24 protein-coding genes and 2 pseudogenes are annotated in these 25,482 nt (G+C 72.9%); 17 read left to right on the top strand and 9 right to left on the bottom strand.

Features of this window, described 5'->3' with window-relative positions; all coding sequences use genetic code 11:
• The first annotated feature begins 38 nt into the window (after positions 1-38).
• From secD to OIE69_RS04915, 3 genes are all read left to right on the top strand, one after another.
• Positions 39-2,303, top strand: a complete 2,265-nt coding sequence (secD, locus tag OIE69_RS04925; protein WP_326570693.1) for a protein translocase subunit SecD — start codon at positions 39-41, stop codon at positions 2,301-2,303.
• A gap of 130 nt (positions 2,304-2,433) precedes the next feature.
• Positions 2,434-3,258, top strand: coding sequence for an LLM class F420-dependent oxidoreductase (locus OIE69_RS04920; protein ID WP_326570692.1), 825 nt, complete (start codon positions 2,434-2,436; stop codon positions 3,256-3,258).
• Positions 3,259-3,286: 28 nt separating this feature from the next.
• Positions 3,287-3,715, top strand: a complete 429-nt coding sequence (locus tag OIE69_RS04915) for a TIGR03668 family PPOX class F420-dependent oxidoreductase (RefSeq protein ID WP_326570691.1) — start codon at positions 3,287-3,289, stop codon at positions 3,713-3,715.
• Between the two features lie 27 nt (positions 3,716-3,742).
• Here the strand turns inward: OIE69_RS04915 and OIE69_RS04910 are convergent.
• A pseudogene (locus OIE69_RS04910) lies at positions 3,743-4,744 on the bottom strand (ABC transporter); the annotation flags it as partial.
• 88 nt (positions 4,745-4,832) lie between these two features.
• Here OIE69_RS04910 and OIE69_RS04905 point away from each other — a divergent pair.
• Together OIE69_RS04905 and OIE69_RS04900 are read left to right on the top strand one after the other, a co-directional pair.
• Positions 4,833-5,390: a helix-turn-helix domain-containing protein gene (locus OIE69_RS04905; RefSeq protein WP_326570060.1), complete on the top strand. Its 558-nt coding sequence runs from the start codon at positions 4,833-4,835 to the stop codon at positions 5,388-5,390.
• A complete protein-coding gene (locus OIE69_RS04900) occupies positions 5,287-5,973 on the top strand; it encodes an IS630 family transposase (RefSeq protein WP_326580982.1) in 687 nt (228 codons plus the stop codon). Before OIE69_RS04905 ends, OIE69_RS04900 begins: the two co-directional genes overlap by 104 nt.
• Before the next feature lie 14 nt (positions 5,974-5,987).
• Here OIE69_RS04900 and OIE69_RS04895 read toward each other — a convergent pair.
• Both OIE69_RS04895 and OIE69_RS04890 read right to left on the bottom strand, forming a co-directional pair.
• Positions 5,988-7,502, bottom strand: a pseudogene (locus OIE69_RS04895) (ABC transporter); the annotation flags it as partial.
• Between the two features lie 130 nt (positions 7,503-7,632).
• The gene (locus tag OIE69_RS04890; protein ID WP_326570690.1) at positions 7,633-8,508 is read right to left on the bottom strand and encodes a LysR family transcriptional regulator; all 876 of its coding nucleotides are present in this window, start codon (positions 8,506-8,508) and stop codon (positions 7,633-7,635) included.
• A gap of 178 nt (positions 8,509-8,686) precedes the next feature.
• On the opposite strand from OIE69_RS04890, the gene OIE69_RS04885 reads away from it, so the two are divergent.
• Positions 8,687-9,544, top strand: a complete 858-nt coding sequence (locus OIE69_RS04885; protein ID WP_326570689.1) for an aldo/keto reductase — start codon at positions 8,687-8,689, stop codon at positions 9,542-9,544.
• 56 nt (positions 9,545-9,600) lie between these two features.
• Here the strand turns inward: OIE69_RS04885 and OIE69_RS04880 are convergent, their stop codons facing one another.
• Positions 9,601-10,368 carry an NPP1 family protein gene (locus OIE69_RS04880; protein ID WP_326570688.1) on the bottom strand — a complete coding sequence of 256 codons (768 nt, stop codon included), beginning with the start codon at positions 10,366-10,368 and terminating at the stop codon, positions 9,601-9,603.
• Positions 10,369-10,641: 273 nt separating this feature from the next.
• On the opposite strand from OIE69_RS04880, the gene OIE69_RS04875 reads away from it, so the two are divergent.
• Together OIE69_RS04875 and OIE69_RS04870 are read left to right on the top strand one after the other, a co-directional pair.
• Entirely contained in the window at positions 10,642-11,187 is a 546-nt protein-coding gene (locus OIE69_RS04875) for a hypothetical protein (protein ID WP_326570687.1), read from the top strand.
• Positions 11,188-11,222: 35 nt separating this feature from the next.
• Positions 11,223-12,095, top strand: coding sequence for an aldo/keto reductase (locus OIE69_RS04870; RefSeq protein ID WP_326570686.1), 873 nt, complete (start codon positions 11,223-11,225; stop codon positions 12,093-12,095).
• Positions 12,096-12,165: 70 nt separating this feature from the next.
• On the opposite strand, the gene OIE69_RS04865 is transcribed toward OIE69_RS04870, so the two are convergent.
• Entirely contained in the window at positions 12,166-12,612 is a 447-nt protein-coding gene (locus OIE69_RS04865) for a hypothetical protein (protein ID WP_326570685.1), read from the bottom strand.
• 69 nt (positions 12,613-12,681) lie between these two features.
• Here OIE69_RS04865 and OIE69_RS04860 point away from each other — a divergent pair, with 69 nt between their 5' ends.
• Both OIE69_RS04860 and OIE69_RS04855 read left to right on the top strand, forming a co-directional pair.
• A complete protein-coding gene (locus OIE69_RS04860) occupies positions 12,682-13,527 on the top strand; it encodes a DUF3626 domain-containing protein (protein WP_326570684.1) in 846 nt (281 codons plus the stop codon).
• Between the two features lie 163 nt (positions 13,528-13,690).
• Positions 13,691-14,419, top strand: coding sequence for an HAD family hydrolase (locus tag OIE69_RS04855; RefSeq protein ID WP_326570683.1), 729 nt, complete (start codon positions 13,691-13,693; stop codon positions 14,417-14,419).
• A gap of 104 nt (positions 14,420-14,523) precedes the next feature.
• Here the strand turns inward: OIE69_RS04855 and OIE69_RS04850 are convergent, their stop codons facing one another.
• A complete protein-coding gene (locus OIE69_RS04850) occupies positions 14,524-15,369 on the bottom strand; it encodes a patatin-like phospholipase family protein (protein ID WP_326570682.1) in 846 nt (281 codons plus the stop codon).
• 320 nt (positions 15,370-15,689) lie between these two features.
• Between OIE69_RS04850 and OIE69_RS04845 the strand changes: the two genes are divergently transcribed.
• A complete protein-coding gene (locus OIE69_RS04845) occupies positions 15,690-15,974 on the top strand; it encodes a DUF6480 family protein (RefSeq protein WP_326570681.1) in 285 nt (94 codons plus the stop codon).
• Between the two features lie 62 nt (positions 15,975-16,036).
• On the opposite strand, the gene OIE69_RS04840 is transcribed toward OIE69_RS04845, so the two are convergent.
• Positions 16,037-17,008, bottom strand: a complete 972-nt coding sequence (locus tag OIE69_RS04840) for an ion transporter (RefSeq protein WP_326570680.1) — start codon at positions 17,006-17,008, stop codon at positions 16,037-16,039.
• A gap of 807 nt (positions 17,009-17,815) precedes the next feature.
• Here OIE69_RS04840 and OIE69_RS04835 point away from each other — a divergent pair.
• Positions 17,816-18,082, top strand: coding sequence for a hypothetical protein (locus tag OIE69_RS04835; protein ID WP_326580980.1), 267 nt, complete (start codon positions 17,816-17,818; stop codon positions 18,080-18,082).
• Between the two features lie 276 nt (positions 18,083-18,358).
• Here the strand turns inward: OIE69_RS04835 and OIE69_RS04830 are convergent, their stop codons facing one another.
• Together OIE69_RS04830 and OIE69_RS04825 are read right to left on the bottom strand one after the other, a co-directional pair.
• Complete coding sequence (locus OIE69_RS04830; RefSeq protein ID WP_326570679.1) at positions 18,359-19,180, bottom strand: SAM-dependent methyltransferase; 822 nt, start codon at positions 19,178-19,180, stop codon at positions 18,359-18,361.
• 82 nt (positions 19,181-19,262) lie between these two features.
• Entirely contained in the window at positions 19,263-20,171 is a 909-nt protein-coding gene (locus tag OIE69_RS04825; protein ID WP_326570678.1) for a helix-turn-helix domain-containing protein, read from the bottom strand.
• Positions 20,172-20,353: 182 nt separating this feature from the next.
• Between OIE69_RS04825 and OIE69_RS04820 the strand changes: the two genes are divergently transcribed.
• The 5 genes from OIE69_RS04820 (at position 20,354) to OIE69_RS04800 (ending at position 25,361) form a co-directional block, all read left to right on the top strand.
• A complete protein-coding gene (locus tag OIE69_RS04820; RefSeq protein ID WP_326570677.1) occupies positions 20,354-21,418 on the top strand; it encodes a lipoate--protein ligase family protein in 1,065 nt (354 codons plus the stop codon).
• 136 nt (positions 21,419-21,554) lie between these two features.
• On the top strand, positions 21,555-22,643 hold the full coding sequence (locus tag OIE69_RS04815) for an LLM class flavin-dependent oxidoreductase (RefSeq protein ID WP_326570676.1): 1,089 nt from the start codon (positions 21,555-21,557) through the stop codon (positions 22,641-22,643).
• Between the two features lie 57 nt (positions 22,644-22,700).
• Entirely contained in the window at positions 22,701-23,888 is a 1,188-nt protein-coding gene (locus OIE69_RS04810; RefSeq protein WP_326570675.1) for a CE1758 family FMN-dependent luciferase-like monooxygenase, read from the top strand.
• A gap of 3 nt (positions 23,889-23,891) precedes the next feature.
• The gene (locus OIE69_RS04805; protein ID WP_326570674.1) at positions 23,892-24,629 is read left to right on the top strand and encodes a CE1759 family FMN reductase; all 738 of its coding nucleotides are present in this window, start codon (positions 23,892-23,894) and stop codon (positions 24,627-24,629) included.
• Between the two features lie 162 nt (positions 24,630-24,791).
• Positions 24,792-25,361: a MarR family winged helix-turn-helix transcriptional regulator gene (locus OIE69_RS04800; protein WP_326570673.1), complete on the top strand. Its 570-nt coding sequence runs from the start codon at positions 24,792-24,794 to the stop codon at positions 25,359-25,361.
• Positions 25,362-25,482: the final 121 nt, after the last annotated feature.

The following is a 25,482-nucleotide window of genomic DNA, read 5'->3' as shown; positions in this document are numbered from 1 at the left end:
CCGCCCCGCGCGGCTGCGCCATGCCTGCTGGAGGCCCCGTGACACGCGCCGCGCGCGTGCGGGCGTTGCTCGCCCTCGTTGCCGTCGCCCTGTCCCTCTACGTCGCCGCCACCGTGCCGGTCCGCCTCGGGCTCGACCTGCGCGGCGGCACCCAGATCGTCCTGGAGACCCGCTCGGCACCCTCGGCACCCTCGGCGCCCGCCGGCGCGGAGGCCACCGCACGCACCGTCGAGGTGCTGCGCGGCCGCATCGACGCCCTCGGCGTCGCGGAACCCGTCATCGCGCAGTCCGGTGACCACCGGATCATCGTGGAACTGCCCGGCGTCGAGGACCCGGCGCAGGCCGCCGCCGTCCTCGGCCGCACCGCCCAGCTCACCTTCCACGCCGTGCTCGGCACGGCCGGAGACACCTCCGCCCCGCAGCCCGGGGGGCCCGTGGAACGCGTACTCGCCGACGAGTCCGGCCAGTCGCTCCGGCTCCGCGCCGCCTCGCTCACCGGCGGGGACGTGAAGGGCGCGCGCGCCCGCTTCGACCAGGACACCGGCGCGGGCTGGACCGTCGACGTCGACTTCAAGGGGGAGGGCCGGGACAAGTGGGCGCGTCTGACCGGGGAGGCGGCCTGCCACCCGGCGGGCGACCCCGCCCGCCGCGTCGCCATCGTCCTGGACGACAAGGTGATCTCCTCCCCGCAGGTCGACCCGTCGGTGGCCTGCGGGACCGGCATCACCGGCGGGTCGACGCGGATCACGGGCACCTTCGACGACGGCGGGGCCCGCGAACTGGCGCTGCTGATCAGCGGGGGCGCCCTCCCGGTCCCCGTGGAGACCGTCGAGCAGCGCACGGTCGGCCCGACCCTCGGCGCCGCGGCCGTCACGGCCGCCGGCTGGGCCGCCGGCATCGGCACGGTGCTGACCTCGCTGTTCGTCATCGGCGTCTACCGGCTCGTCGGCGCCCTGGCCGTCGTCGCGCTCGCCTGCCACGGCCTGGTCTCCTACGCCGCGCTGGCCGCCCTCGGCGCCACCCTCACCCTGCCGGGACTCGCGGGCTTCGTCCTGGCGATCGGCATGGCGGTGGACGCCAATGTGCTCGTCTTCGAACGGGCCCGGGAGGAGTACGCGGCACGGCGCCGCACGAGCCTGGGGTCCGCGCTGACCGCCGGCTTCCGGAACGCCTTCAGCGCCGTCGCCGACACCAATGTCACCACGCTCATCGCCGCCGCGCTGCTGTTCTTCCTGGGCTCCGGGCCCGTGCGCGGTTTCGGCGTCACCCTCGGCATCGGTGTCCTGGCGTCCATGCTCAGCGCGCTGGTGATCACCCGGGTCCTCGCAGACCTGGCCGTCGCCCGCCGCGGTGTGCGGCGGCGGCCGCACCTGTCCGGTATCGCGGGCATCGGCACCGTACGGGAGTGGGTCACGCGCCGTGACCCGGACCTGATGCGTCGTCCGAGGCGCTGGCTCGCCGTGTCGGCGGCGGTCCTCGTCCTGGCGGGCTCCGGCGTCCTCGTGCGCGGTGCCGACCTCGGGGTGGAGTTCACCGGTGGCCGGCTCATCGAGTACGCCACGGACCGGCCGGTGGACGCCGACCGGGCACGGGACGTCCTCGCCGGTGCCGGGTTCCCCCGGGCGGTCGTGCAGACCTCGGGCGAGGACCGTCTCACCGTGCGCACCGCGGAGCTGACGGAGGCGGAGGAGGACCGCGTCACCGCGGCGATCGGCGACCTCGGAGGGCAGGCGGACAAGCTCCGCGACGAGTCCGTCGGACCGGGCATCGGCGAGGAGTTGCGACGTGGTGCCGTCATCGCCCTCGTCGTGGCGCTGGCCGCCCAGCTCGTGTACCTGGCCGCCCGGTTCCGGTGGACGTTCGGCGCGGCGGCGGTGGTCGCCATGGCGCACGACGTCGTCGTAATGGTGGGGGTGTTCGCCTGGCTCGGCAAGCCCGTCGACGGCGTCTTCGTCGCGGCCCTGCTCACCGTCATCGGCTACTCCGTCAACGACTCGGTCGTCGTCTTCGACCGGGTCAGGGAACTGGCCCGGCGCGACCGGAGGCGCCCCTTCGCCCGCGTCGCCAACGCGGCGGTCCTGCAGACGGTGCCCCGTACGGTCAACACCGGGATGGGCGCTGCGTTCATCCTCGCCGCGCTCGCCGTGCTGGGGGAGGGATCGCTCGCCGACTTCGCGCTGGCCCTGTTCATCGGGCTGGCCGTGGGCACCTGGTCCTCCGTCTTCACCGCGGCGCCGCTGGCCGTGGAACTGCACCGGCGCGGGCGGGCGCCGGTGGCCGCGCGTCGCGTGGCGGCCGGCTGAGCGGGCGCCCGGCCCGGCAGGGTCCGGCGACGATGCTCCGCCCGGGTGGTCGGGGGCGCACGGCCCCCCGGGCGGGGTAGGCAGCACAGCGGGGCCAGTCCTCGCCGCCGCCGCAACCCACGGAGCCGTCGTGAAAATCGGGATCTCGACCTTCATCACCGACCAGGGCATCCGGCCCGCCCCACTCGGAACCGCATTGGAGGAACGGGCGTTCGACTCGCTGTTCATCGCCGAGCACAGCCACATCCCGGTGCGGCGCGAGAGCCCCTATCCCGAGGGCGGCGAACTGCCGGGGATGTACTACCGCACTCTCGACCCCTTCGTCGCCCTGTCCGTGATCGCCGCCGTCACCCGGCGCCTGCTGCTGGGCACCGGGATCGCGCTCGTCCCGCAGCGCGACCCGATCCACACGGCCAAGGAGGTCGCCTCCCTCGACCTGGTCTCCGACGGCCGCGCCGTCTTCGGCGTCGGCGTCGGCTGGAACCGCGAGGAGATGCGCAACCACGGCACCGACCCCGCCACGCGCGGTCTGCTCACCGACGAACGCCTGCGGGCGATGCGCGAGCTGTGGACCTCGGACGAGGCCGAGTTCCACGGCCGGTTCGTCGATTTCGACCCCGTCTTCGCCTGGCCCAAGCCGGTGCAGCGGCCGCACCCGCCGATCTACGTCGGCGGCGGCGAGGGCGGGTTCCGCCGGGTCGCCGAATTCGGTGACGCCTGGATCGCCAACAGCGACGGGCCGGACGACCTCGGCCCGCGCATGGAGCGGCTGCGCGAGGTCGCCGGACGGGACGTGCCCGTGACGGTGTACGCGGTCCGCGGCGGCCCGGACCACCTCGAGGGCTACCGGCGGCTCGGCGTCGAACGGGTCCTGCTCTACCTGCCGACGCTGCCCGAACGGGAGACCCTGGAGCACCTGGACCGGCTGGCGGCGCTCGCCGACGGGTTCCGCTGACCGGCGGGCCACGACGAGGGGAGGCCCGATGCCGGCCCTGACGAGCGGCGAGGCGCGCGAGCGCTTCGCCGCGGCACGCGTCGCCCGCCTGGCCACCGCCGACGCCGCCGGAACACCGCACCTGGTGCCGGTGGTCTTCGCCGTGGACGGCGACACGGTCGCGCTGGCCGTCGACCACAAGCCCAAGCGGACCACACGCCTCAAACGCCTGGCCAACATCGAGGCCAACCCGGCGGTCTGCCTGCTCGCCGACCACTACGACGAGGACTGGGACGTGCTCTGGTGGGCCCGCGCCGACGGCACGGCCCGCGTCCTCCCCCCGGCCGGTGGATCCGCCGCGGCCGCCCGCCTCGTCGCCCTGCTGACCGCCGAGTACGGCCAGTACGCCGGCCGTCCGCCCGCGGGGCCCGTGGTCGAGATCTCCGTACGGCGCTGGAGCGGCTGGCGGGCCGCCTGAGCCCGCGGCGCCTCATCTGACGCCCCGTCAACCCGTCAGCCGGCGTGCCAGGTAGGGCGCCGTACGGCTCCCGTCCGCCCCGGCCACCTGCGCGGGCCGCCCGGTGGCGACGACCCGGCCGCCCGCGTCCCCGCCGCCGGGGCCCAGGTCGACTACCCAGTCGGCGCCCGCCACGACGCTCATCTCGTGCTCGACGACGAACACCGAGTGGCCCGCGTCGACCAGCCCGTGCAACTGCCGCATCAGCAGCTCCACATCGGCCGGGTGCAGCCCCGTGGTGGGCTCGTCCAGGAGGTACACGGTGTGCCCGCGGCGGCCGCGCTGCAGTTCCGAGGCGAGCTTGATGCGCTGCGCCTCGCCGCCGGACAGCTCGGTGGCGGGCTGCCCCAGCCGCAGGTAGCCCAGCCCCACCTCCTGCAGGGTGCGCAGGCTCCGGGCGACCGGGGGGACGTCCGTGAAGAAGCCGGCCGCCGCGTCCACGGTCATGCCGAGCACCTCCGCGACGTTCCGCCCCCGGTAGCGGACGGCCAGCGTCTCCTCGTTGTAGCGGTCGCCGTGGCAGGTCGGGCAGGGCGCGTAGGTGCCGGGCAGGAACAGCAGCTCGACGGCGACGAACCCCTCGCCCTGGCAGGTCTCGCAGCGGCCGCCAGCGACGTTGAAGGAGAACCGCCCGGCCTTGTGGCCGTGCCGCCGGGCGTCGTCGGTGGCCGCGAAGAGCTTGCGCACCGCGTCGAACAGGCCGGTGTAGGTGGCCAGGTTGGAGCGCGGGGTGCGGCCGATGGGCTTCTGGTCCACCCGCACCAGGCGGTCCACCACCTGCAGCCCCTCCGCCAGGACGCCGACCGCCGGCCCGGCGCCGGCGCCGTCCCACGCGTCGCCGTCGCCCTCGCCCGCGTCCGCGGGATCGGCCGCCCCGTCCGCGGTGCCGGCCGGCCCCAGATGTTCGGTCAGCACCCCCGCGAGCACGCCCACCAGCGTGGACTTGCCCGAACCCGACACCCCCGTGATCGCCGTGAACACCCCTAGTAGCGTGTCGTTGCTTAATCCTGGGTTATTTGGTTGGGATGGTGGTGTCCGGCAGATGTTCCTTCCCTTCTGTCGAGCGGGAGTTGGTGTGATGGGTTCGCAGAAGAAGAGGCCGGTGGTGCTGACCGCGGGCGATCGTGAAGTGCTGGTTCGGGTGACCACGACGGGGGTCCATCCGGCCTCGGTGATCAGGCGGGCGCGGGTGCTGCTCGCGCTGGACACCTCTGCTGGTGAGATCGACTCGCAGGATGCGATCGCTGCCCGGGTCGGGGTCTCGGGCGAGACGCTGCGGCTGGTGGCCAAGCGGTTCGCCGAGAGCGGTGGTGACGTCGAGGCGACGATCCAGCGGAAACCGCGGGATCTCCCGCCGGTGCCCTCGCCGGTGACTGGTGAAGTCGAGGCCCGGCTGATCGCCCTGGCGTGCTCCCAGCCTCCTGCAGGCCGTGCCCGGTGGTCGCTGCGGCTGCTGGAGAAGCACGTCGCCCTGGTCGAGGGCATCCCCGATCTGGACCACTCAACCATCGGGCGGATCTTAAAAAACGAGGCTGCGTCCTCATCTGAGGAAGTGCTGGACCATCCCACCACGAGCAAACCCGCAGTTCGCGGCCCGGATGGAAGACGTGCTGGCCGTCTATGCCCGACCTTATGACCCGGCCCGCCCAGTGGTGTGCATGGACGAGAAGCCCTACCAACTCCTCGCCCATGCCCGCGACCCGCTCCCGGCCCGCCCCGGCCGCGACGCCCGCCAGGACAGCGAGTACATCCGCTGCGGCACGTGCTCGATCTTTGTGTGGGTTGAACCCCTGCGCGGGTGGCGCCGAGTAGACGCCCAGCCTCGTCGCACCCGGATCGACTGGGCCGGCCAGGTCAAGCGATTACTGACCGAGGACTACCCCGACGCCGAGACCGTGGTCCTGGTCATGGACAACCTCAACACCCACGACATCGCCTCACTGTACGAAGCATTCGAACCAGCCGAGGCCTTCGCCCTGGCCCAGCGCCTCGAGATCCACCACACCCCCAAACACGGGTCATGGCTCAACATCGCAGAGATCGAACTCTCCGCACTGACCCGGCAATGCCTCGACCACCGCATCGCGGACCTCGACACCCTCAACACCGAACTCTCAGCCTGGCAGAACACCACCAACACCGACCAACGTCAGGTGAACTGGCAGTTCACCACCCACGACGCACGCACCAAACTCCGCCACCTATACCCCACACATTAGCTGCGACAGTCTACTAGGGGCAGCTCGACGTCCACGCCGCGCAGATTGTGCCGGGTGATACCCCGCAGGCCCAGCCACGACGACGGCTGCCGCGTGGTGCGGCCGGCTGCCGGATCGGGTCCCGAGGCGAACAGGAAACGGCGGGTGGCGGACTCGGCGACCGCCTCCAGCCCGTCCACCGGGCCGCTGTACAGCACCCGGCCGCCGCGCTCGCCCGCGAGCGGGCCGACGTCGACGATCCAGTCCGCGCGGCGCACCACGTCCATGTCGTGCTCGACGACGAACACCGAGTTCCCCGCCTCCCGCAGCCGCACCAGCACGGTCAGCAGCGCCTCGCTGTCCGCCGGGTGCAGCCCGGCCGAGGGCTCGTCCAGCACGTACACGACACCGAACAGTCCGGAACGCAACTGGGTCGCCAGGCGAAGGCGTTGCAGCTCCCCGGGGGAGAGCGTCGGCGTCGTGCGGTCCAGGCTGAGGTAGCCCAGGCCGAGTTCGGTGACGACCTCGATCCGGGCGACGAGGTCGGCGCAGAGCGTCGTGGCGATCCGCCGCTGAGGGCCCTCGGGCAGGTCGTCCACCGCGCCCCGGGCGACCGGGCGCAGCACCTCGGCGAGCCGGGCGAGCTGCATCGCGTTGAGTTCGGCGATGCTCCGCCCGGCGAAGGTGACGGCCAGCGACTCCGGGCGCAGCCGGCTGCCGCCGCAGGCGGGGCAGAGCGAGCTCTCCAGGAACCGTTCCGCGCGTGTGCGCAGCGCCGGGCTCTTGGAGTCGGCGAAGGTGTGCATCGTGTAGCGCCGCGCGCTCTGGAAGGTGCCCTGGTACGGACGCTGGATCCGGCCGGCCTCCCGGACCGGGTGGACGGTCACCACCGGCTGCTCGTCGGTGAACAGGATCCACTGCCGGTCCCGCGGGGACAGATCGCGCCAGGGCCGGTCGACGTCGTACCCGAGGGTGCGCGTGACGTCCCGGAGGTTCTTGCCGTGCCAGGCGCCCGGCCAGGCGGCGATCGCCCCGTCGCGGATGCTCAGCGAGGGGTCCGGGACCATCAGTTCCTCGGTGGCCCGGTGCACCCGGCCCAGCCCGTGGCACACCGGGCAGGCGCCCGCGGCCGTGTTGGGCGAGAAGGCGTCGGAGTCCACGGCCTCCGCGCCGGGCGGGTAGCGGCCCGCGCGGGAGAAGAGCATCCGCAGCGTGTTGGACAGAGTCGTCACGGTGCCCACGTACGAGCGGGAGGTCGGTGCCCCGCGGCGCTGCTCCAGGGCGACCGCCGGGGGCAGCCCCAGGACGTCGTCGACCGCCGGGGCGCCCACCTGGTGGATGAGCCGGCGGGCGTACGGGGCGACGGACTCGAAGTACCTGCGCTGTGCCTCGGCGTAGATCGTGCCGAACGCGAGCGAGGACTTGCCCGAGCCGGAGACCCCCGTGAACACCGCCAGCGCGTCCCGGGGGACGTCCACGTCGACGTTCCGCAGGTTGTGCTCGCGGGCGCCGCGCACCCGGACGTACGGGTCGTGGGCCGAGGTGTTCATGCCCCTCCGGGGAACGGCGCTACGGTACGGGACGGGGGCGCGGCGCCGCGCCCCCGGCACCAGTGTGCGCGCGGGTACGGGCGCCCGCAGGTCCACGGCGGGGCCGCCGGCGCGGGCGGGAAAGGCGACGTCACGGCAGGTAGGACAGCAGCTTGCGGGCGGCGGGGGAGACCCGGTCCTCCTGGGGCAGGGCGGCCGACACCTCCCAGATGTGGTCCTCGGCGCCCGCCAGCTCCACGGTGCGCAGGCCTGCGGCGTGCTTCTTGCGGGCGATGGGCTGCGGCACGACCGCGATCCCCAGGCCGTGGTGGACCAGGTCGATCAGGCTGTGCACGTCGTTGACCTCCAAGGCGACCCGGCGCTCCACACGGTTCGCCGCGAAGGCCCGGTCGGTGAGCCCGCGGGCACCCCAGTCGGGGTGGAAGTCCACGAACTCCTCGCCGCCGAGGTCGGCCCAGCCGGCCGTCTCCGCCCCGGCCAGCCGGTGCCCGGGATGGCAGAGCAGGACCATCGGGGCCCGGGTGATCGGCCGCAGCCGTACCCCCTCGGGCGCCTCCCCGCTCAGGGCGGTGAAGGCCACGTCCAGCCGGCCGCTGGTGATGTCCTGCACCAGGGCCGCCGACCCGGCCTGCCGCAGCCGGACCTCGACGCCAGGGTGCCGGGCGCGGAAGCGGGCCAGCAGTGCCGGCACGTCGACCCCGGCCAGGCACTGCTCGGTGCCGATGGTGAGCACACCGCGCATCAGGCCCTGCACCGCCGCCACCGCCTCCTTCGCGGCCCGTACGCTCGCCAGCGTCCGGCAGGCCTCGTCCAGCAGGGCCCGGCCCGCAGCGGTCAGCTCGACGCTGCGGGTGCTGCGCACGAACAGCGGCGTCCCGAGTTCCTGCTCCAGGGCACGCACGGAGGCGGACAGACCCGACTGGGAGATCATGAGGCGCTCGGCGGCGCGGGTGAAGTGGTGCTCCTCCGCTACCGCGACGAAGTACTCCAGATGACGTAGCTCCATGATTCAGAAGCCTAGCTCCTGAATGTGTTCGCTTTCTTCTATTGGACGTGTGGGTGCAGCTCCGGCGAGGCTTGCCCCGTGCCCGCACGGCCGCGGCCCGTATCCGGTCGTGCCGGCACGCCATCAGCGCCGTCGGTACGCAAGAGCCGAGACGCAAGCCCAGAAAGGCCACGGACACATGCAGACTCGCCGCATCGGCGCCACCGAGGTCAGCGCGATCGGCCTGGGCGGCATGCCCATGTCGATCGAGGGCCGGCCGGACGAGGCGCGGTCCATCGACACCATCCACGCGGCGCTCGACGCCGGTGTCACGCTGATCGACACGGCGGACGCCTACCACCTGGGGGCCGACGAGGTCGGCCACAACGAGACCCTGATCGCCAAGGCGCTGGCGTCCCACGGACGCGGCTCCGAGGTCCTCGTCGCCACCAAGGGCGGCCACCTGCGCCCCGGCGACGGCCGCTGGACCCTCGACGGCTCGCCCGAGCACATCAAGCGGGCCTGCGAGGACTCGCTGCGTCGGCTGGGCGTGGAGGCCATCGGCCTCTACCAGTTCCACCGCCCCGACCCCAAGGTCCCGTACGCCGAGTCCGTCGGCGCGGTGCGCGACCTGCTCGACGAGGGCAAGATCCGCATGGCCGGCGTCTCCAACGCGGACCCGGAGCAGATCCGGCAGGCGGACGAGATCCTGGGCGGCCGTCTGGTCTCCGTGCAGAACCAGTTCTCCCCGGCCTTCCGCTCCAGCGAGCCGGAGCTCGAACTGTGCCACGAGCTCGGCATCGCCTTCCTGCCGTGGAGCCCGCTCGGCGGCATCTCCCAGGCGGGCGAACTCGGCTCGTCCTACGCCCCGTTCGCCCGGGTCGCGCAGGTCCACGGGGTCAGCCCGCAGCGCGTGTGCCTGGCGTGGATGCTCGCCAAGTCCCCGTACGTGATCCCGATCCCGGGCTCCAGCCGCCCGGAGACCATCCGCGACTCGGTGGCCGCGGTGGAACTCGTGCTCACCGCCGAGGAGATCGCGGAGCTCGACGCCGTCTGACGCGGCCGTGCCCGGGACGGGGCGGGGCGGTGCGCCGCCCCGTCCCGGCGCACGCGTCAGGCGTTGGGGTCGAACGGGATGCCCGCCGGCTTGGCCTTCGCCAGGTGGGCGTTGAAGTTGCCGTCCTTCAGCCCGAAGACCGCGCTGCCGAAGTCGGCCTGGCTCAGCTTGTCGCGCAGACCCGCGGGGTAGCCGTTCCAGCCGATCAGGTCCGGGAACTGCCAGCCGTGGTAGTGGTTCTCCGGCGGCTCGTCGTTGGTGTTGGCGGGACGGAAGCAGTGCGTGCTCGCGCCGTCCTTGTGGTAGACGACCTTGGGGTGGGTCCCGTCCCAGCGGATCTGGTCGCGGCCGTAGACGTTGAAGTTGCCGTGCGCCGACGTGGACACGTACTGGGCCTGGTCGTCCTTCACCCAGACCACGACGTGCTCCCAGTCGTGGCGGTGGCCGCCGAGGCTGATGCCGGGTATGGCCTGGTCCTTCTCGAAGTAGAGGCCGTAGATGATGGCGCACCAGCCGTTGTTGCACTTGTAGCGGGCGTAGCCGTTGGTGTTGTCCAGGTCCGACTGGTCGCGGCAGTTGCCGTTGAGGGCGCCGGTGGGGTTCAGGCCCGGGTTGATGGTGCCGTCGGGGCCGATGGCGGGGGTGGCGTAGCAGCCGTCCGTGTCGTAGTCGAACGCCGGCTGGAACGTCTGCTCCAGGCCGTCCGCGTTGGCGGGCAGGGCGGTGGGCGGGGCGGCGAAAGCCGTCCCCGGAAGGGCGATCACCAGCGCGACCGCGCTGCCGACGACAGCCGGGACCCTGCCGATACGCGAGCTTCTCTTCACTTGCTTCCTCCTGGTCGACCGCGGTGGGGGAGTGCACGGCCTGATTGACATGCCCGGATCAGCCTGGCCGAACCGCGTTGACGTGTCGAGCCTCGTCGGATGTCCCCTCGATGAAGCGTCAACCAATAGCGGGAGCAGGCCTCTTCGGCCGTGACGTCCGGTGACGGTCACCGCCGGGTACCGATCCGGCCCGCTCCCGGGACATGCGCAAGACGATGCCGTTGGATGGCGGTGCCGGAGGCCGTGGGGGTGTCCCGGAGGAGGGGGGAATCCATGAAGTACGCAGTGTCCGCGGCCCTGTTGCTGCTGCTCCTGACCGCCTGCGGCGGCAAGGGCGCCGAGGCCGGTGGCGGACCGTCGACCAGTGCGCCGGCGCCGGACGCGAGCGCGAGCGCGTCGCGGAGCGCCTCGGCGGGGGACCCGTCGCCCGGCGGCGACGCCAACCCGGTCGACGCCTCCTCGTTCTGCGCCTTCGTCACCGATGAGCAGTCCAAGGTGGAGGACACCGGCTCCGGTGTCGGTGCGCAGGCCGCGCCGGCCATCGACGTGGCCACCTGGCTCGCCGACCACCCGGAGCACCAGCCGTGCACCGCCGCGGACTTCGACGCCGCGGCGCAGGAGGGCTGCCCCGGGCCGGCGAGTCGATCCTGGCCGCCACGGGTCACGACAGCCTCATGGAGGCGCTCGGCTGACGGGCGCGTCGGTACGGCGGTCCGCCGGGCTCCGGCACAGCGTCCCGGGCGGGCGGGGGGTGAGCCGACGGCGGCCGGTCGGCGTAGTCCGCCGCGCGCAGTGCGGGCCCGGCGCCGAAGCTGGTGAGCAGCCGTCCGCCGGCACGACCCGAGGAGACCCCCATGACATCCATGAGCGCGGAGGCCGACGCCCGCGACTCAGGCACCTTCGAGCTAGGCGGTGACCTGCCCGTCCGCCGGCTGGGGTACGGGACGATGCAGCTCACGGGGGAGGGGGTCTGGGGCGATCCCCCGGACCCCGAAGAGGCCGTACGGGTCCTGCGGCGCGCGGTCACCCTCGGCGTCACCTTCATCGACACCGCGGACGCCTACGGCCCCTTCACCGCCGAGCTGCTCATGCGCAAGGCCCTCCACCCGTATCCGCAGGACCTGGTGATCGCCACGAAGGCCGGCTTCGCACGCCCGGGACCCGGTGAGTGGGTCGCGGTCGGGCGGCCCGCCTACCTGAGGCAGCAGGTCGAGCTGAGCCTGCGCCACCTGGGCGTCGAGCGCATCGACCTGCTCCAGCTGCACCGTGTCGACCCCGAGGTGCCCATCGCGGACCAGGTCGGCGAACTCGCCGCCATGCAGCAGGAGGGCAAGATCCGGCACATCGGGCTCAGCGAGGTGACCACGGCCCAGATCGAGGAGGCCTCGAGGACCGCGACCATCGTCTCCGTCCAGAACCGCTACAACCTCGCCGACCGCGCGTCCGAGGACGTCCTCGCCCACGCCGAGCGGAACGGCATGGCCTTCATCCCCTGGTTCCCGCTCGCCACGGGCGGACTGGCCCGGGAGGGCGGCCCCCTGGACCGCATCGCCGAGGCGCACGGCGCCCAGCCGTCCCAGCTCGCCCTCGCCTGGCTGCTGCGGCGTTCACCGGTCATGCTGCCCATCCCGGGCACGTCGAAGGTCGCCCACCTGGAGCACAACATCGCCGCCGCGGGCATCCGGCTCACCGACCGGCAGTACGAGGAGCTGACGGCGGCGGTCTGACCCCCGGACGCGGACGCGACGCCGCCCGGTGGCGCGGGTACGCCGCCATCGGGCCGCGCAGCGGGTCCCGTCAGGAGTCCTGTGTCTTGAGGCACTGCGCCTCGGGGTCATGGGCGTCGATCTCGCCGCCGAGGTTCAGGACGCGGGCCTGGAGTTCGTCTGCGTCGTCCGGGCCGTCGGACTGCGTGGTACCCGCCTGCAGGTCGGCGAGTTCGAGGCTCGCCGAGGTCTGCTCCGCCACCCGGGACAGCCCCAGGGCGAGTTCCTGCCAGTCCGAGTCGAGGCGGGCGGCCTGGGCGGCCTGGCGTGCGCTGTCCTCGAGAGCGGGTACGACCCTTCTGTGGGCCGTCGCCCGGTCGTCCGGAGTGCCGAAGTCGGAGGAGAGGAACATCTCGTAGTTCGCGCACGCCTCACGGGCGAGGTCGCGCGCCCGGTCGGCGTCACCCGATCCGCAGGCACCGACCGAAGCCGTCACGGCGAGGACGAGGGCGAATGCGCCCAGGGATGATCTTGGCATGGTGACATCATTCCTGTGGCCGGGGATATGCACGTGCGAATTCCCCGTTGCCCGCGCGACACTGCGGGGATGACGTCCGACACCGACGGCCTGACTCCGCGGGAGCGGGCCCTGCGACATGTGGCGGGGCTGTCGTCGGGACCTCCGGTCGATCCTGCGCCGCGTGTGACGCTGAACTTCCACCCGGACAGGGTGGCGCGGGGCGAGACGGTGCTGGAGGCCCTGGCCAAGGGCGGGGTCTACCTGTCGCAGTTCGCCACGGGGACGAGCAACGGCGGCCTGACCGCCCGCCCGGGCGGCGACCGGTGGCGGTGGGAGAGCCGCATCTTCAACGGTGCGTACGATGCCGTGCCGGCCGCCGAACGACCCGTGTACGGAGCGCTGAACTTCCGCCGCAGGACGGTCGGCGCCGCACCGCGCTTCGGGTCCGCCCACTTCCGCCTGACCGCCCGGACCTCGGCGCGGACGACGTTCTGCTACCCCGACAGCTACTTCGACCCCTCGGACTTCGGCGTCGGGGAGCGCATGGGGCTGGTCGCGCTCGCCCTGGCCGACTCCAAGGACGCCCTCGACGACCACATCGAGGCGCAGGTCCACGGACCGGTGCGCCCGGACGGCGACGTCGAGGCGCTCGTCTTGGACCCCTGTTACCGGGGCACGGCCGTGGAGGCCGCCGCCCGGCGGCTGCCGTGCCCCCTGGAGTGGCACGGCGGCTTCCGGCTCACCGTGGAGGAGTTGCGCCTCAGGCCCGCGTACCGGGGCCAGGAGTACGTGGACCTGGGCGTCGGGATCGCGGTCGACGGAGTGCTCGACCCGCGCGCGATCGGCCTGGCGGCCGCCACCGGGCGGCACGACGGGCAGGCGCTCAAGAAGGTGTGGCACTACGTCGCCCGTTTCGGGGCCGCCGCAGGCTGACGCCGTGGGCAAGGCAACACGGCAGCCCGGGGCGTCCGGTGGTGCCGCCGGCGCTTCGCCCGCGTCCTGTCCCGCAAGACCGGATGACAGCGCGCCGCCCCTGCCGCCCCTGCCGTCCGGGCGACCCTGGCGGGGCGCCCGGAGCGTGCGGTAGGAAGATCGAATGACACTCGCTCCGGTCTGCGGTCCCGAAGGTCCCCTGCGTGCCACGGCTGCCGCCCGCGGGCCGCTGCCCGTGCGCGCCGTGCTCTTCGACTTCTCCGGCACCCTGTTCCAGATCGCCTCGTACGCGGACCGCATCCGCGCCGCGCTCGGACGGCCCGTGGACGGAGCGGAGATGGAGCGGCTGCTCGACGGGCTGGAGGCGGGGCTCGCGGACCCCGAGGTGGTGCGCGCGCAACCGGGGCGGGACGTCTCCTCCAAGGCGCACCGTCACGCCTTCACGACGTGGTACGCCTCCGTCCCCGAACTCGCGCCGTACGCCGACGCGCTCTACGACCAACTGCAAGCCCCCGGCCACTGGGTGCCGTACGCCGACGCCGGGGCCACGCTGGAGGCCCTGCGGGACGCGGGCATCGCCCTGGGTGTCGTCAGCAACGTCGGCTGGGACCTGCGGCCGACCTTCGCCCACCACGGGCTCGACCACCACTTCTCCGCCTGGGTGCACTCCTACGCGTACGACACCGAGAAGCCCGACCCCGTCCTGTTCGGGCACGCCTGCGGAGCGCTGGGCGTCGACCCGGCCGAGACGCTGATGGTCGGTGACCACCCCGCCAAGGACGGCGGCGCGGCCGGCGCCGGACTGCGCTCGTACGTCCTGCCCGCCGGTGCCGCCCCCGGCGCGCACCGCGGCCTGGACGCGGTGCTCCGGCTGGCGGGGGTGCGGCCGTGAGCGGGCGGTGCGGGACGAGGGCCGGGTGCGTCACGCGGAGCTGAAGCAGTCGTCGGGTTCGGGCCCGCGGCGCGGGTGACGCCTCCGCGCGGTCCGTCGCGCGGTCACCCCCGGCTCCACCGCAGCCGCAGCTCACGGCCCTGAGCCCGGCCGGCCTCGGCGGCGGGGCGGCGGGTGGCGGGGTCGAGGGGGTTCGTGCCGATCGCCGCCGCTGACGCGTCGTCCGGTCCGATGACGGCGACTTCGGCGCCGGCGGCCCGCAGTTCCGCCACGGCGAGCTCCAGGGGGTGTTCGCTGGGGAAGAGCTCCGTGGCCCCCATCGGCACGATCGCCAGCACGCGCGACGCGCCCCCGGCGTAGTCGGCGTTCGCTGCGGACCGCACCCCGCCGTCCACGAAGCGGCGACCGTCGATCGTCACCGGCGGCCAGATGCCCGGCACGGCGCAACTCGCGGCGACGGCGTCCACGAGGGCCACCCCGGACGAGCCGTCGAAGACGCGCGGTTGCCCGGTCTCCGCGTCCACGGCGACGATGCGCACCGTCCGGGACGCGGGCCAGTCGTGGGAGGGGAGTCGGGACTCGATCACCCGCCGCCGTTCCGCCTCCGGCACGGTCTCGGCGCCGAGGGCGTACCGGCCGACCGCGCGCCGCATGTCGGGGACGGAGGCGACGCCCTGCAGCACCTCGGCGATGCCCGCGCCGAAGTTCGCCAGATCCACGTCGGCCATGATCTCGGCCGACTGCAGCTCCGGCTCGGTCTGCCGGGCGTAGAGCTCGTCCAGCGGCAGCCCGCTGCCCAGTTGGGCCGCGACCGTCGCCCCCGCCGACGTCCCGACCAGCACCTCGGCATCCGTCACGTCCTGCCCGGCGTCCGCGAGCCCGGCCAGCAGTCCGGTGATCCAGGCGATCCCGGCGACACCGCCGCCGCCGAGCACCAGTGCGTCGGTCATCTTCAGTGCTCTCCCTCGGCGTTGCCTTCGTGAGCCCTCCCCTCATCCTCTCCCATCCCGAAGGGATCGTGGGGTTCCGCGAGAAGGGCGAGTGCCGTCGGCCACAAGGGGTGACGAGGTGCTCACGCGCGCCGGCGGGGCGGTGAGCCCACTGAGAGTGGAACTCTTCGTGCGGATATAAGATGAATTGCCCGGGCAGTGGGCAGCGGAGATCTCCGCGGACCGAAACGCGGTTCCGGAGCGCGCCGGCTGACGCCGCCCGACGTGACGCCGTGCGGAGCGATCCCGTGTCCGCCAGAGGAACGTCCGGAGTGGTGAGCATGTCCGACACACTGATCCGTCCCCGGCCGTCGATCGGTCCCACGATCGGCCCGGGCTTCGTTGCGAGCGGCACCGCGGCGCAGCCGGCGCCCGCCCTGCGCCCGCACCGCGCCCGGGTGGCGCCCACTCCCACGCCGGCCTGCGAGGAGAGCACCACCGCGGGGATCTCGTACGCCGAGCCCCCCGAGGTCCCGAAGGCCTGGGAGGTCGTGGCCCTGGTGGCGATCTTCGCTGTCACGCTTCTGATCGCCGTGGGGACGTTCGGCCGCGTCCTGACGCTCTGACCCCGACGGGCCGGTGCGGCGCCCACGTCGCTCCGCGGGCGCGTAGCGCGCGACGCGGGGACTCAGGTCGGTGCCGGTGACCCGGTCGGGCGCGCGCCGGACGAGGCGGGCTCAGGGGGAGGAACGGCCGCCGCGGCGACGGCTTCCGAGCCCGCGCCCCGCGCGCCGACGAGAGCCAGCCCCTCCTCCAGTTCGTCCAGGGCCCGCCGGGCGGTGGCGATGCGTTCCCGCAGGTCGCAGGGTGCCTCTCCGTCTCCGTCGGCGGTTCGGCGCGGTTCCTCGCGCTCGCGCTCGTGCTCCAGCTGCCTGGCCTCCTCCAGCGAGCTGATGACCACGCCGATGAGCAGATTGACCAGCACGAACGAGCCGATCAGCACATAGGAGGCGTAGTAGAGCAGGCTCCATCGCGAGATCTGCAGGCCGCCGTGGACGGCGTCGCCGATGCCGTCCAGGGTGATCAGCAGGAAGAGCGACAGTGCGGCCCGCCCGATGGACCCGTAGTGCTCGGGATCGGCGTCGGCGAAGAAGACCCAGCCGGTCATGGCGTAGACGTACAGCAGCATGGTGCCGACCAGCAGGAAGCTGAGCGTGCCCGGCAGGCTCTTGCCGACGGCCACGATGATGATGCGCAGCTGCGGCAGGAAGCGGGCGGCACGCACGACCCGGGCCAGCCGCAGCAGCCGCAGCACCGTGGCGTTCTCGCGTGCGAAGGGCAGGTACGCCAGCGTCACCACGGCCAGGTCGAAGAGGTTCCACGGGTCGCGGAGGAAATCCCTGGGACGGTCGGCGTGGGCGCAGGCCCGTAAGACGACCTCGGCGGTGAAGACCGCGAGGAAGCAGTGCTCCACCAGCTTCAGGGAGCCGTGCCAGCGCGCGGTGATCCCGTCGTACGTCTCGACGCCGAGGACGGCCGCGTTGGCGAGGACGAGGGCGAAGACGGTGACGCCGAACCACTCGGATTCGACGACGTCACGGCATCGTACGGCGAGCGCGGCGGCACGGCCCGGAGGAGGATTGGCGATGTGTTCGGCCATGTGCGTGTACCCGGTCCTCCGCTGCCGCCTGCCTGCTGACCCGACTGAAGTGGATCTTATTCGGAGAGGGGGGTCGAGGGGCCCGGGAAGCCGCGGAACTGCCCTGTAAGAGTGGGCGGTTCGGCCCTCGGTGCCCCTGGCCGCATCGTGCCGCGGGCGGCGCGGGAGGCGGAGGCGCGCAGGTCCGGTGGCGCATGCGCGGTCCGGCGGATCGCGTGCTCAGGTGGCCGGAGGCCCGCACCGCCGGAGATCCGCCGGAACCGGGCCCTCGGCATCCGGTACGGGCGGTGGCACCGGGTGCTGGCACGCGGGGCACAACTGGTGCCCCCGCGCCGTGATCCGGGTGCCCCACCCGAGGCAGAACGGGCAGTCGCGCGCCGAGGCCGGGTCAGGGTGCGGGACGGCGGGAGCGGAGTGTGCTCCGTGGGACATCCGGTACTCCTCGAGATGCGCGGAGAGCGGGGCACGGCTTTAAGCCTTATGGGCTCTTTATCCAGGTATAAACGAAATCCTTCAATCGGTACAAACGTCCTGCGTCACGACGAGGAAACCGTCGGTGACACCCGCCCTCGGCCGCCCCGCCGCCCGCGACGGGAAGGACCGCGTCCGCCCGGCGGTTGCACCTCACGCGGGTGACCGGTGGCGGGAGTACGCCGCCTGGCGCCGTGGAGGCCGCGCAGCGGTCCGGTCCCCACGCGGACGCCGGCGAGCGGCACCCGCCTGCCTCCCGCGCCGGTCCGGCTCCCTCCGGGCCGGCGCGGGCCGTGCCCCGGGGGATTGTCGGTGCCGGGTGACACCGTGGAGGCCATGGACGAGCTGATGCGACCCAGGGTCTACGGTGCCGACGTCGACGACCCGGATCCCGGCCCCCGGCCCGGGCACCTCTACCGGGAGCTGGTCGGCGGCCCGCTGGACGGGCTGCTGCTCGACGTGACCGGCTGGACCGATTCGCAGCACTCGGCGGGCGCCGAGCTGCGCACCGACGTCGGCCGGTTCGGCCCGGGCGGCCGCGCCCGGTACGCCCCTCGCGCAGAGGACGTCGTTCACTGGGACTGGCGCGGTGACAGCCGCTGACGGCGCGCTCGATCCCGGCGCCCCGGACGCCTCGTCATACATGTGTCCACCGCGCTTGGTTGCGCGGGAACCCGGGTGGGTCAGTCCAGCTCGCCGGATCGTGTCACGGGGTGTCTGATGAACACAGCGGACCCGGGGCCCCGGAGTGGCCCCCGGCGGCCCCGGGCCGCTCTTGGCTGCCGCCGTGCCCGGCGGGTACGTGCCATCACCGCGCGCCCGTCGCGGAGTTGACGGGGCGCGTGTGTGCGACGCAGGCGGCGGGAGAGGAGCCCGCGGCTACGGCTTCCGGGCCAGCCCGGCGGCGATGAGACGTTCCCAGACGGTGAGTTCGCGCTCGGCGTCGCCGATGCGGGAGACGCCGTCGCCCGCGTCCGGGCGCCACAGCGACGCGGGGACGATGCCCGGCTCCAGGATCTCCAGGCCGTCCAGCAGATCCTCGATCTCCTTGTCGGTGCGCCACCGGCCGCGGCCGAAGGTCTGCTGGAGGATGCGCTCCGCCTCGGCGGTCTCCGGGTTGTTGCCGGACCGGAAGTGACTGACGAAGAAGTAGCTGCCGGACGGCACTTGGCCGCGCCAGTAGTCGACGATGCCCGACGGGTCCTCGTCGTCGTTCACGTGGTGGAGGATCGCGCTGAGGATGACGGCGACGGGCTTGTCGAAGTCGATCACCTCGAGCGTGTCCGGGTGGTTCCGGATGACCTCGGGTTCGCGTATGTCGGCCTGGATGACCCGGGTGTCGTCGTTCTGCTCCAGCAGCGCTCTGCCGTGGGCGAGCACGATCGGGTCGCTGTCCACGTACACCACCGTGGACCCGGGTACGTGCCGCTGGGCGACCTGGTGGACGTTGTCCGCGGTCGGAAGACCGCTGCCCAGGTCGACGAACTGCCGTACACCGGTCGTGGTGGCGATCTCCCGGATCGCACGGATCAGCGCCGCGCGGTTGGCGAAGGCGATCGCCACCGAGCCGGGCAGGTCCTGCTTGAACACGTCGCCGATCTCCCGGTCGACGGCGTAGTTGTCCTTGCCGCCGAGCAGGTAGTCGTAGACGCGCGCGATGCTTGGTTTGGTCTGGTCGACCCAGGAGACGTCGTCCGTCATGACATCCATCCTTCTCCGCGATGACGCCGGGCAACCGTCATCCTAGGGAAGGTCGCGCGCGGTTCACCCACGGCGGCGCTGCTCAGCCCAACCGGTCGACGAGCCGGGTCAGGATCCGGCCGGTGTTGCGGGGCGGCTGAGACTCGGCCGCGAGCCGGTCCATGACGGTCAGGTAGTGCTCGACGTCGTCCTGCTTGTCCAGGTAGAGCGCGCTCGTCAGCTGCTCCAGGTAGACGATGTCGGGCAGGTCGGGCTCGGAGAAGCGCAGGATGGTGACGGGGCCGCCCGCGGCGGCCAGACCGCCGATGTCGAAGGGGGCTATCTGCAGCGTCACGTTGGGGAGGGCGGCAACCTTCATCAGGTGCTCCAGCTGACCCCGCATCACCTCCACGCCGCCGAGCGGCCGGTGGAGGCAGGCCTCGTCGAGCACCACCCACAACTGCGGCGCGTCCTGCTTGGAGAGCAGCGCCTGACGGGTCATCCGCAGATCGACGCGGCGGCTGATCTCCCGCTCGGAGGCGCGGGGGTGGCCGAGCCGGGTGACGGCCCGGGCGTACCCCTCGGTCTGCAGCAGGCCGGGGACGAACTGCACCTCGTAGGTGCGGATGGTGTGCGCGGCCTCCTCGAGGCCGATGTGCGTCTCGAACCAGCTCGGCAGGACGTCGGCGTACTGGTGCCACCAGCCGGGCGTGTTGGCGCGGTGGGCCAGCGCCAGCAGGTCGGCGCGCTCCTGGGCGTCGGTCACGCCGTACAGGGTGAGCAGGTCGGCGACGTCGCGCTCCTTGAAGCCCACCCGGCCCAGCTCCAGGCGGCTGATCTTCGCGTGCGACGCGCGGATCGCCTCACCGGCCGCCTCGCGGCTGATCCGCCGGGACTCGCGCAGCCGGCGCAGCTGCGTGCCCAGAACGATGCGCAGCACGGTCGGTCCACCGCGCTGCACGGCGAGCGGTGAACCGGTGGCGGGTTCGTGGCCCGGCCGGGCGGCAGTCATGTCGGATCCCCCTGAACGACTGGTTGCGGATCCAGTGTTCCATCGCGGGGCCCCTCAGTACAGGCGCATCCGCCCCGTTGCGGTGCGCGCCGCGCCCACGCCGTACGGGCCCGGCGCGGTCTCCGGGACCGGGCGGGGACGACGCCGGGACTAAAGAGGCTGCCGGGAGGGTTGTCCCCGACATGCACGGTGAGTACAAGGTGCCCGGTGGGAAGCTCGTGGTCGTGGACCTCGACGACCACGACGGGGTGTTCCGCAACGTCCGCGTGGCCGGCGACTTCTTCCTCGAGCCGGACGAGGCGATCTCCGCCATCGACCGCGCCCTGGAGGGTGCCCCCGCCGATACCGACGCCGCCGGCCTCGCGGCCCGGATCGAGGCGGCCCTGCCCGAGGGAACGGTCATGTACGGCCTGACCGCGGAGGGGATCGCCGTCGCCGTACGGCGGGCCCTCGCCCAGGCCACGGACTGGACCGACTACGACTGGCAGCTGATCCACGAGGCGCCGCAGTCCCCGGCTCTGCACATGGCCCTCGACGAGGTGCTCACCGCCGAGGTCGCGGCCGGTCGCCGCCCGCCGACCCTGCGGGTGTGGGAATGGGGCGGCCCGGCGGTCGTCATCGGCAGTTTCCAGTCCCTGGCGAACGAGGTCGACGCCGACAACGCCGCGCGCCACGGCCTGACCGTCGTGCGGCGGATCTCGGGCGGCGGCGCGATGTTCGTGGAGCCCGGGAACACCATCACCTACTCCCTCTCGGTGCCCGCGTCCCTGGTGTCGGGGCTGTCGTTCGCCGACTCCTACGCCTACCTCGACGACTGGGTCCTCGACGCCCTCGGCGACATGGGCATCAAGGCCTGGTACCAGCCGCTGAACGACATCGCCACCGAGGCCGGCAAGATCGCCGGTGCCGCGCAGAAGCGGGTCGTCGCCCCGGACGGCGGGGCGGGGGCGGTCCTTCACCACGTGACGATGTCCTACGACATCGACGCCGACAAGATGCTCGAGGTGCTGCGCATCGGGCGGGAGAAGATGTCCGACAAGGGCACCCGCAGTGCCCGGAAGCGAGTCGACCCGCTGCGCCGCCAGACCGGGCTGCCGCGCGAGGCGGTCATCGACCGCATGATCGAGTCCTTCCGCGCCCGATACGGCCTCACCGACGGGAGCGTCACGGCCGAGGAGCTCGCGCGCGCCGAGGAGCTCGCCGCCGCGAAGTTCGGCTCCCCGGAGTGGACCGCCCGCGTGCCGTGACCCCGCCCGGGTACCGGCAGGGCGCCACGCCTTGCCGTGATCCGCGTGTCCCGGGCGCGGATCACACAGCCTCCCACTTGATTGACGAGTCAATGATATGCATATGCTTGACACGTCAAATACTTGGAGGTGCGGCATGGAGGCGAACGCGTCGTTCCCCTTCGTCATCGGCGTCGACAGCTTCGGGGACATCACCAAGGACGCCGCGGGGCGTCCCCACGATCACCCCGAGAACCTCCGCACGCTGGTCGAGGAGGGCGTGGCGGCGGAACGGGCCGGGCTGGACTTCTTCGGGCTCGGGGAACACCACATCGAGGAGATGCCGCTCTCGGCACCCGACCTGGTGCTGACCGCCGTCGCGGCACGCACCTCGCGGATCCGGCTCGGCTCCGCCGTCACCGTGCTCAGCTCCGACGACCCCGTGCGCGTGTTCCAGCGGTACGCCACGCTCGACGCGCTCTCGCACGGACGTGCGGAGGTGATCCTCGGCCGCGGGTCGAGCAAGGAGTCCTTCCCGCTGTTCGGCTTCGACCTCGCCGACTACGAGCGGCTCTTCGAGGAGCGGCTGGAGCTCTTCGCCGCACTGCGCGCCGAGCGCCCGGTCACCTGGTCGGGCACGACACGGGCCGCGCTGCCCGGACTCCAGGTGTTCCCGCGCACCGCCTCCGGCGCCCTGCCGACGTGGGTCGGCGTGGGCGGCAGTCCCGCGTCGGTCGTCCGGGCGGCCAGGTACGGGTTCAACCTGATGCTCGGCGCCATCGGCGGCAACCCGGCCCGCCTCGCACGGCTCACCGAGCTCTTCCGCCGCTCCACGGCGGAGGCGGGGTACGGCCCGCGGCCGATCGGCCTGCACTCGCCGGGACACGTCGCCGCGACCGACGAGCAGGCGAGCGAGGAGTACTGGCCGTACTACGAGAGCTTCATGCTGGAGGCCCGCCGCGAGCGGGGCTTCCCTCCCATCACCCGCGAGTACTACGAGCACGAACGGGCCTACGGCTCGCTCTATGTCGGCTCGCCCGGGACGGTCGCCCGCAGGATCGTCAGGACCATGCGCGTCCTCGGCGCCACCCGGTTCGACCTCAAGTACGGGATGGGCCCGATGCCGCACGCGCACCTGATGGAGAACATCCGGCTCTTCGGTACCGAAGTCGCCCCGCGCGTACGGGCGGAGCTCGCCTCAGGGGCGACGCGGTGCCCGGGCGCGCCCGCCGGCGCGGACTCCTGAACCGCGGACTCCTGAACCACCCCACCATCCGTCCGCACACCAGAAAGACGAACCACCATGCAATTCGGCATCTTCGGAGTCGGCGACGTCACGCGGGACCCGGTCAGCGGACGCACCCCGAGCGAGGCGGAGCGCATCGACGCGATCGTCCGCATCGCCCGGCGCGCGGACGAGGTGGGCCTGGACGTCGTCGCCATCGGCGAGCACCACAATCCGCCGTTCATCCCCTCCTCGCCGACCACGATCCTGGCCCACATCGCGGCACTCACCGAGCGGATCACGCTGAGCACCTCCGTGACGCTGATCACGACCAACGACCCGGTGCGCATCGCGGAGGAGTACGTGATGCTGCAGCACCTGGCCAAGGACCGGGTCGACCTCGTACTCGGCCGCGGCAACACCGCCCCGGTCTACCCCTGGTTCGGGCAGGACATCCACAAGGGCGTCGAGCTGGCCCTGGAGAACTACAACCTGCTGCACCGCCTGTGGCGGGAGGACGTGGTGGACTGGGAGGGCAACTTCCGCTCCACCCTGCAGGGCTTCACCTCCACCCCGCGCCCCCTCGACGACGTGCCGCCCTTCGTGTGGCACGGCTCCATCCGCACCCCGGAGATCGCCGAGCAGGCCGCCTACTACGGCAACGGCTTCTTTGCCAACAATGTCCTCGCGCCGTACGGGCACTTCGAACGGCTCGTCGCCTTCTACCGGCAGCGGTTCGCGCACCACGGCCACGGCACCCCGGAGCAGGCGATCGTCGGCCTGGGCGGCCAGGTCCACATCGCCAGGCGCTCGCAGGACGCGGTCGCGGCCTTCCGTCCGTACTTCGAGGGCTTCCCGCTGTTCCGCGGGAGCTCGCTCGACGAGTACCGCAGGCTCACCCCTCTGTCGGTGGGCAGTCCGCAGGAGGTCATCGACAAGACGATGGACTTCCGGGAGCGCTTCGGCGACTACCAGCGCCAGTTGTGGAACGTGGACGGCATGGGCCAGCCCCTCGAGGCCGTGCTGGAGCAGGTGGAACTGCTGGCGACCGAGGTGGTGCCGGTGCTCCGCAAGGAGATGGGCTCGCTACGCGCCCCGGGCGTGCCGGACGCGCCCACGCACGCGAGCCTGGTGCGGGCGAAGTACGGTGACGCGCAGCCGCGGCAGCCGCGGCCGAACCCCAACCGCGGGGACAACGTCACCGGCGCCTCGCCGTACCAGGACGGCGCTCCGTCGGTCGGCGCGCGACGACCCCTGGCCGGCTGAGCCATGAGCACCGCAATCCCGGACGGCGACGCGTCCGCCGCCCGCCCGCTCACCCTCGTCGTGGTCGACGCGGGCGTGAGCGACCCCTCCTCGTCGAGGCTGCTGGCCGACCGCATCGCCCACCGGGCCGTCACCGCGCTGGGCGAGTCGGGCCGCACGGCCACCACCCGGTCGGTCGCACTCGGCCCGCTCGCCGTGGACATCGCCCGGGCGATCGTCTCCGGGCATCCCGGCGAGAGCCTGAGGGCGGCGATCGGCGAACTGGCCGCCGCCGACGGTGTGATCACCTCGACCCCGGTCTACACCGCGGGCGTGAGCGGCCTGTTCAAGTCGTTCTTCGACGTCCTGGACGGCGACCTCGTCGTCGCCAAGCCCGTCCTGCTCGCCGCGACGGCCGGCAGCCCGCGTCATGCGCTGGTCGTGGAGGACCAGGTCCGCCCCATGTTCGCCTACCTGCGCGCACTCTCCGTCCCGACGTCGGTCTTCGCCGCCCCCGAGGACTGGGGCGCGTCGGCGCTGGGGGACCGCATCGGCCGGGCGGCCGTCGAGCTCGCGGCGCTGATGGCCAGCGGTGTGGGTGACACGATCGCGGACCGGGCCTGGTCCGGCTACCGGCACCGGTTCGACGGCAACGCCACACGAGCCGAACACACCGCCGCCGACGTCGACTTCGACACCCCGCTCATGCGCCTGGCGGCCGGGGGAGCCCCGCTGCGGAAGAACGCTTCCTCCGGCTCCTGAGCCGGCGCCCGCCGGCCCCGCCGCCGCCCCCGGTCCGTGGGCGGCGGCGGGGCGTGCCGGGCGGCATCGGGTCACGGAGAAGGATGCCGGCAAGATCTTGTATAGAGAAGATAGTCTGCAAAGCAGACGATATGCGAAACCGAAGTGAATTAGGGTGTCCTCGTGACTTCACGGCGCAGCCTCGGCGCGGAGGCCCCGGAGCCCCGGCCGTCCGGACTGGACGACGACTTCGGCTTCGCCATCGGTGCGGTCTTCCGTGCCTACGCCAAGGCGGTCGACGCCGCTGTCGGCGACATCCCCGGGGGCCCGCGCGGCTACTTGGTGCTCGCGGCCGCGGCCACCGGTGAGGCGGGCAGTCAGAAGTCCCTCGCCGAACGCCTCGGGGTCGACCGGACGGTCATGACGTACCTCCTGGACGACCTGGAGGCCGCCGGCCTCGTGGAGCGCCGGCCCGACCCCGCCGACCGCCGGAGCCGGCACGTGTTCGCCACCGAGCACGGCGCCGAGCGCCGGGAGGAGCTGCGCGCCCGCGTGGACCTGGTCGAGCAGCACCTGCTCGGCGCCCTGCCGGAGGAGTCGCGGGAGGCGTTCCGCGGCATGCTGTGCACCCTCGCCCGTCATGTGACCGGGCGCGACGGGGCCGCCGACCCCTGTCAGGTCGTCGTCGAGTTCGGGATCGCCGAGGAGGCGGCCCGCACCCCGCGCCGCGGACGGCGCCGCTCCGCGAACTGACCTCCGGGGGCGCCGTGAAGGTGCCCCCGCTGGTGTCGCCGCCGCCATCGCCGTCCGTACGGGCGGCGGTCGGGCGTGCGCGCGTACCGCCCCCTCCGTCCTGCCCGTCCCGGATCCCGCG

The sequence above is a fragment of the Actinacidiphila glaucinigra genome, from assembly GCF_035918135.1.
Classification (GTDB): domain Bacteria; phylum Actinomycetota; class Actinomycetes; order Streptomycetales; family Streptomycetaceae; genus Actinacidiphila; species Actinacidiphila glaucinigra.
This window is presented reverse-complemented; position numbering and strand designations above follow the sequence as displayed.

Bases quoted from the DNA above. Each gene is read 5' to 3' on its own strand.
- OIE69_RS04890 (WP_326570690.1), bottom strand. From the start codon at position 8,508: ATGGAGCTACGTCATCTGGAGTACTTCGTCGCGGTAGCGGAGGAGCAC.
- OIE69_RS04860 (WP_326570684.1), top strand. From the start codon at position 12,682: ATGACGTCCGACACCGACGGCCTGACTCCGCGGGAGCGGGCCCTGCGA.
- OIE69_RS04850 (WP_326570682.1), bottom strand. From the start codon at position 15,369: ATGACCGACGCACTGGTGCTCGGCGGCGGCGGTGTCGCCGGGATCGCC.
- OIE69_RS04840 (WP_326570680.1), bottom strand. From the start codon at position 17,008: ATGGCCGAACACATCGCCAATCCTCCTCCGGGCCGTGCCGCCGCGCTC.
- OIE69_RS04830 (WP_326570679.1), bottom strand. From the start codon at position 19,180: ATGACGGACGACGTCTCCTGGGTCGACCAGACCAAACCAAGCATCGCG.
- OIE69_RS04810 (WP_326570675.1), top strand. From the start codon at position 22,701: ATGCAATTCGGCATCTTCGGAGTCGGCGACGTCACGCGGGACCCGGTC.
- OIE69_RS04805 (WP_326570674.1), top strand. From the start codon at position 23,892: ATGAGCACCGCAATCCCGGACGGCGACGCGTCCGCCGCCCGCCCGCTC.
- OIE69_RS04835 (WP_326580980.1), top strand. From the start codon at position 17,816: ATGGACGAGCTGATGCGACCCAGGGTCTACGGTGCCGACGTCGACGAC.
- OIE69_RS04905 (WP_326570060.1), top strand. From the start codon at position 4,833: ATGGGTTCGCAGAAGAAGAGGCCGGTGGTGCTGACCGCGGGCGATCGT.
- OIE69_RS04845 (WP_326570681.1), top strand. From the start codon at position 15,690: ATGTCCGACACACTGATCCGTCCCCGGCCGTCGATCGGTCCCACGATC.
- OIE69_RS04855 (WP_326570683.1), top strand. From the start codon at position 13,691: ATGACACTCGCTCCGGTCTGCGGTCCCGAAGGTCCCCTGCGTGCCACG.
- OIE69_RS04865 (WP_326570685.1), bottom strand. From the start codon at position 12,612: ATGCCAAGATCATCCCTGGGCGCATTCGCCCTCGTCCTCGCCGTGACG.
- OIE69_RS04885 (WP_326570689.1), top strand. From the start codon at position 8,687: ATGCAGACTCGCCGCATCGGCGCCACCGAGGTCAGCGCGATCGGCCTG.
- OIE69_RS04915 (WP_326570691.1), top strand. From the start codon at position 3,287: ATGCCGGCCCTGACGAGCGGCGAGGCGCGCGAGCGCTTCGCCGCGGCA.
- OIE69_RS04815 (WP_326570676.1), top strand. From the start codon at position 21,555: ATGGAGGCGAACGCGTCGTTCCCCTTCGTCATCGGCGTCGACAGCTTC.
- OIE69_RS04870 (WP_326570686.1), top strand. From the start codon at position 11,223: ATGACATCCATGAGCGCGGAGGCCGACGCCCGCGACTCAGGCACCTTC.
- OIE69_RS04820 (WP_326570677.1), top strand. From the start codon at position 20,354: ATGCACGGTGAGTACAAGGTGCCCGGTGGGAAGCTCGTGGTCGTGGAC.
- OIE69_RS04825 (WP_326570678.1), bottom strand. From the start codon at position 20,171: ATGACTGCCGCCCGGCCGGGCCACGAACCCGCCACCGGTTCACCGCTC.
- OIE69_RS04875 (WP_326570687.1), top strand. From the start codon at position 10,642: ATGAAGTACGCAGTGTCCGCGGCCCTGTTGCTGCTGCTCCTGACCGCC.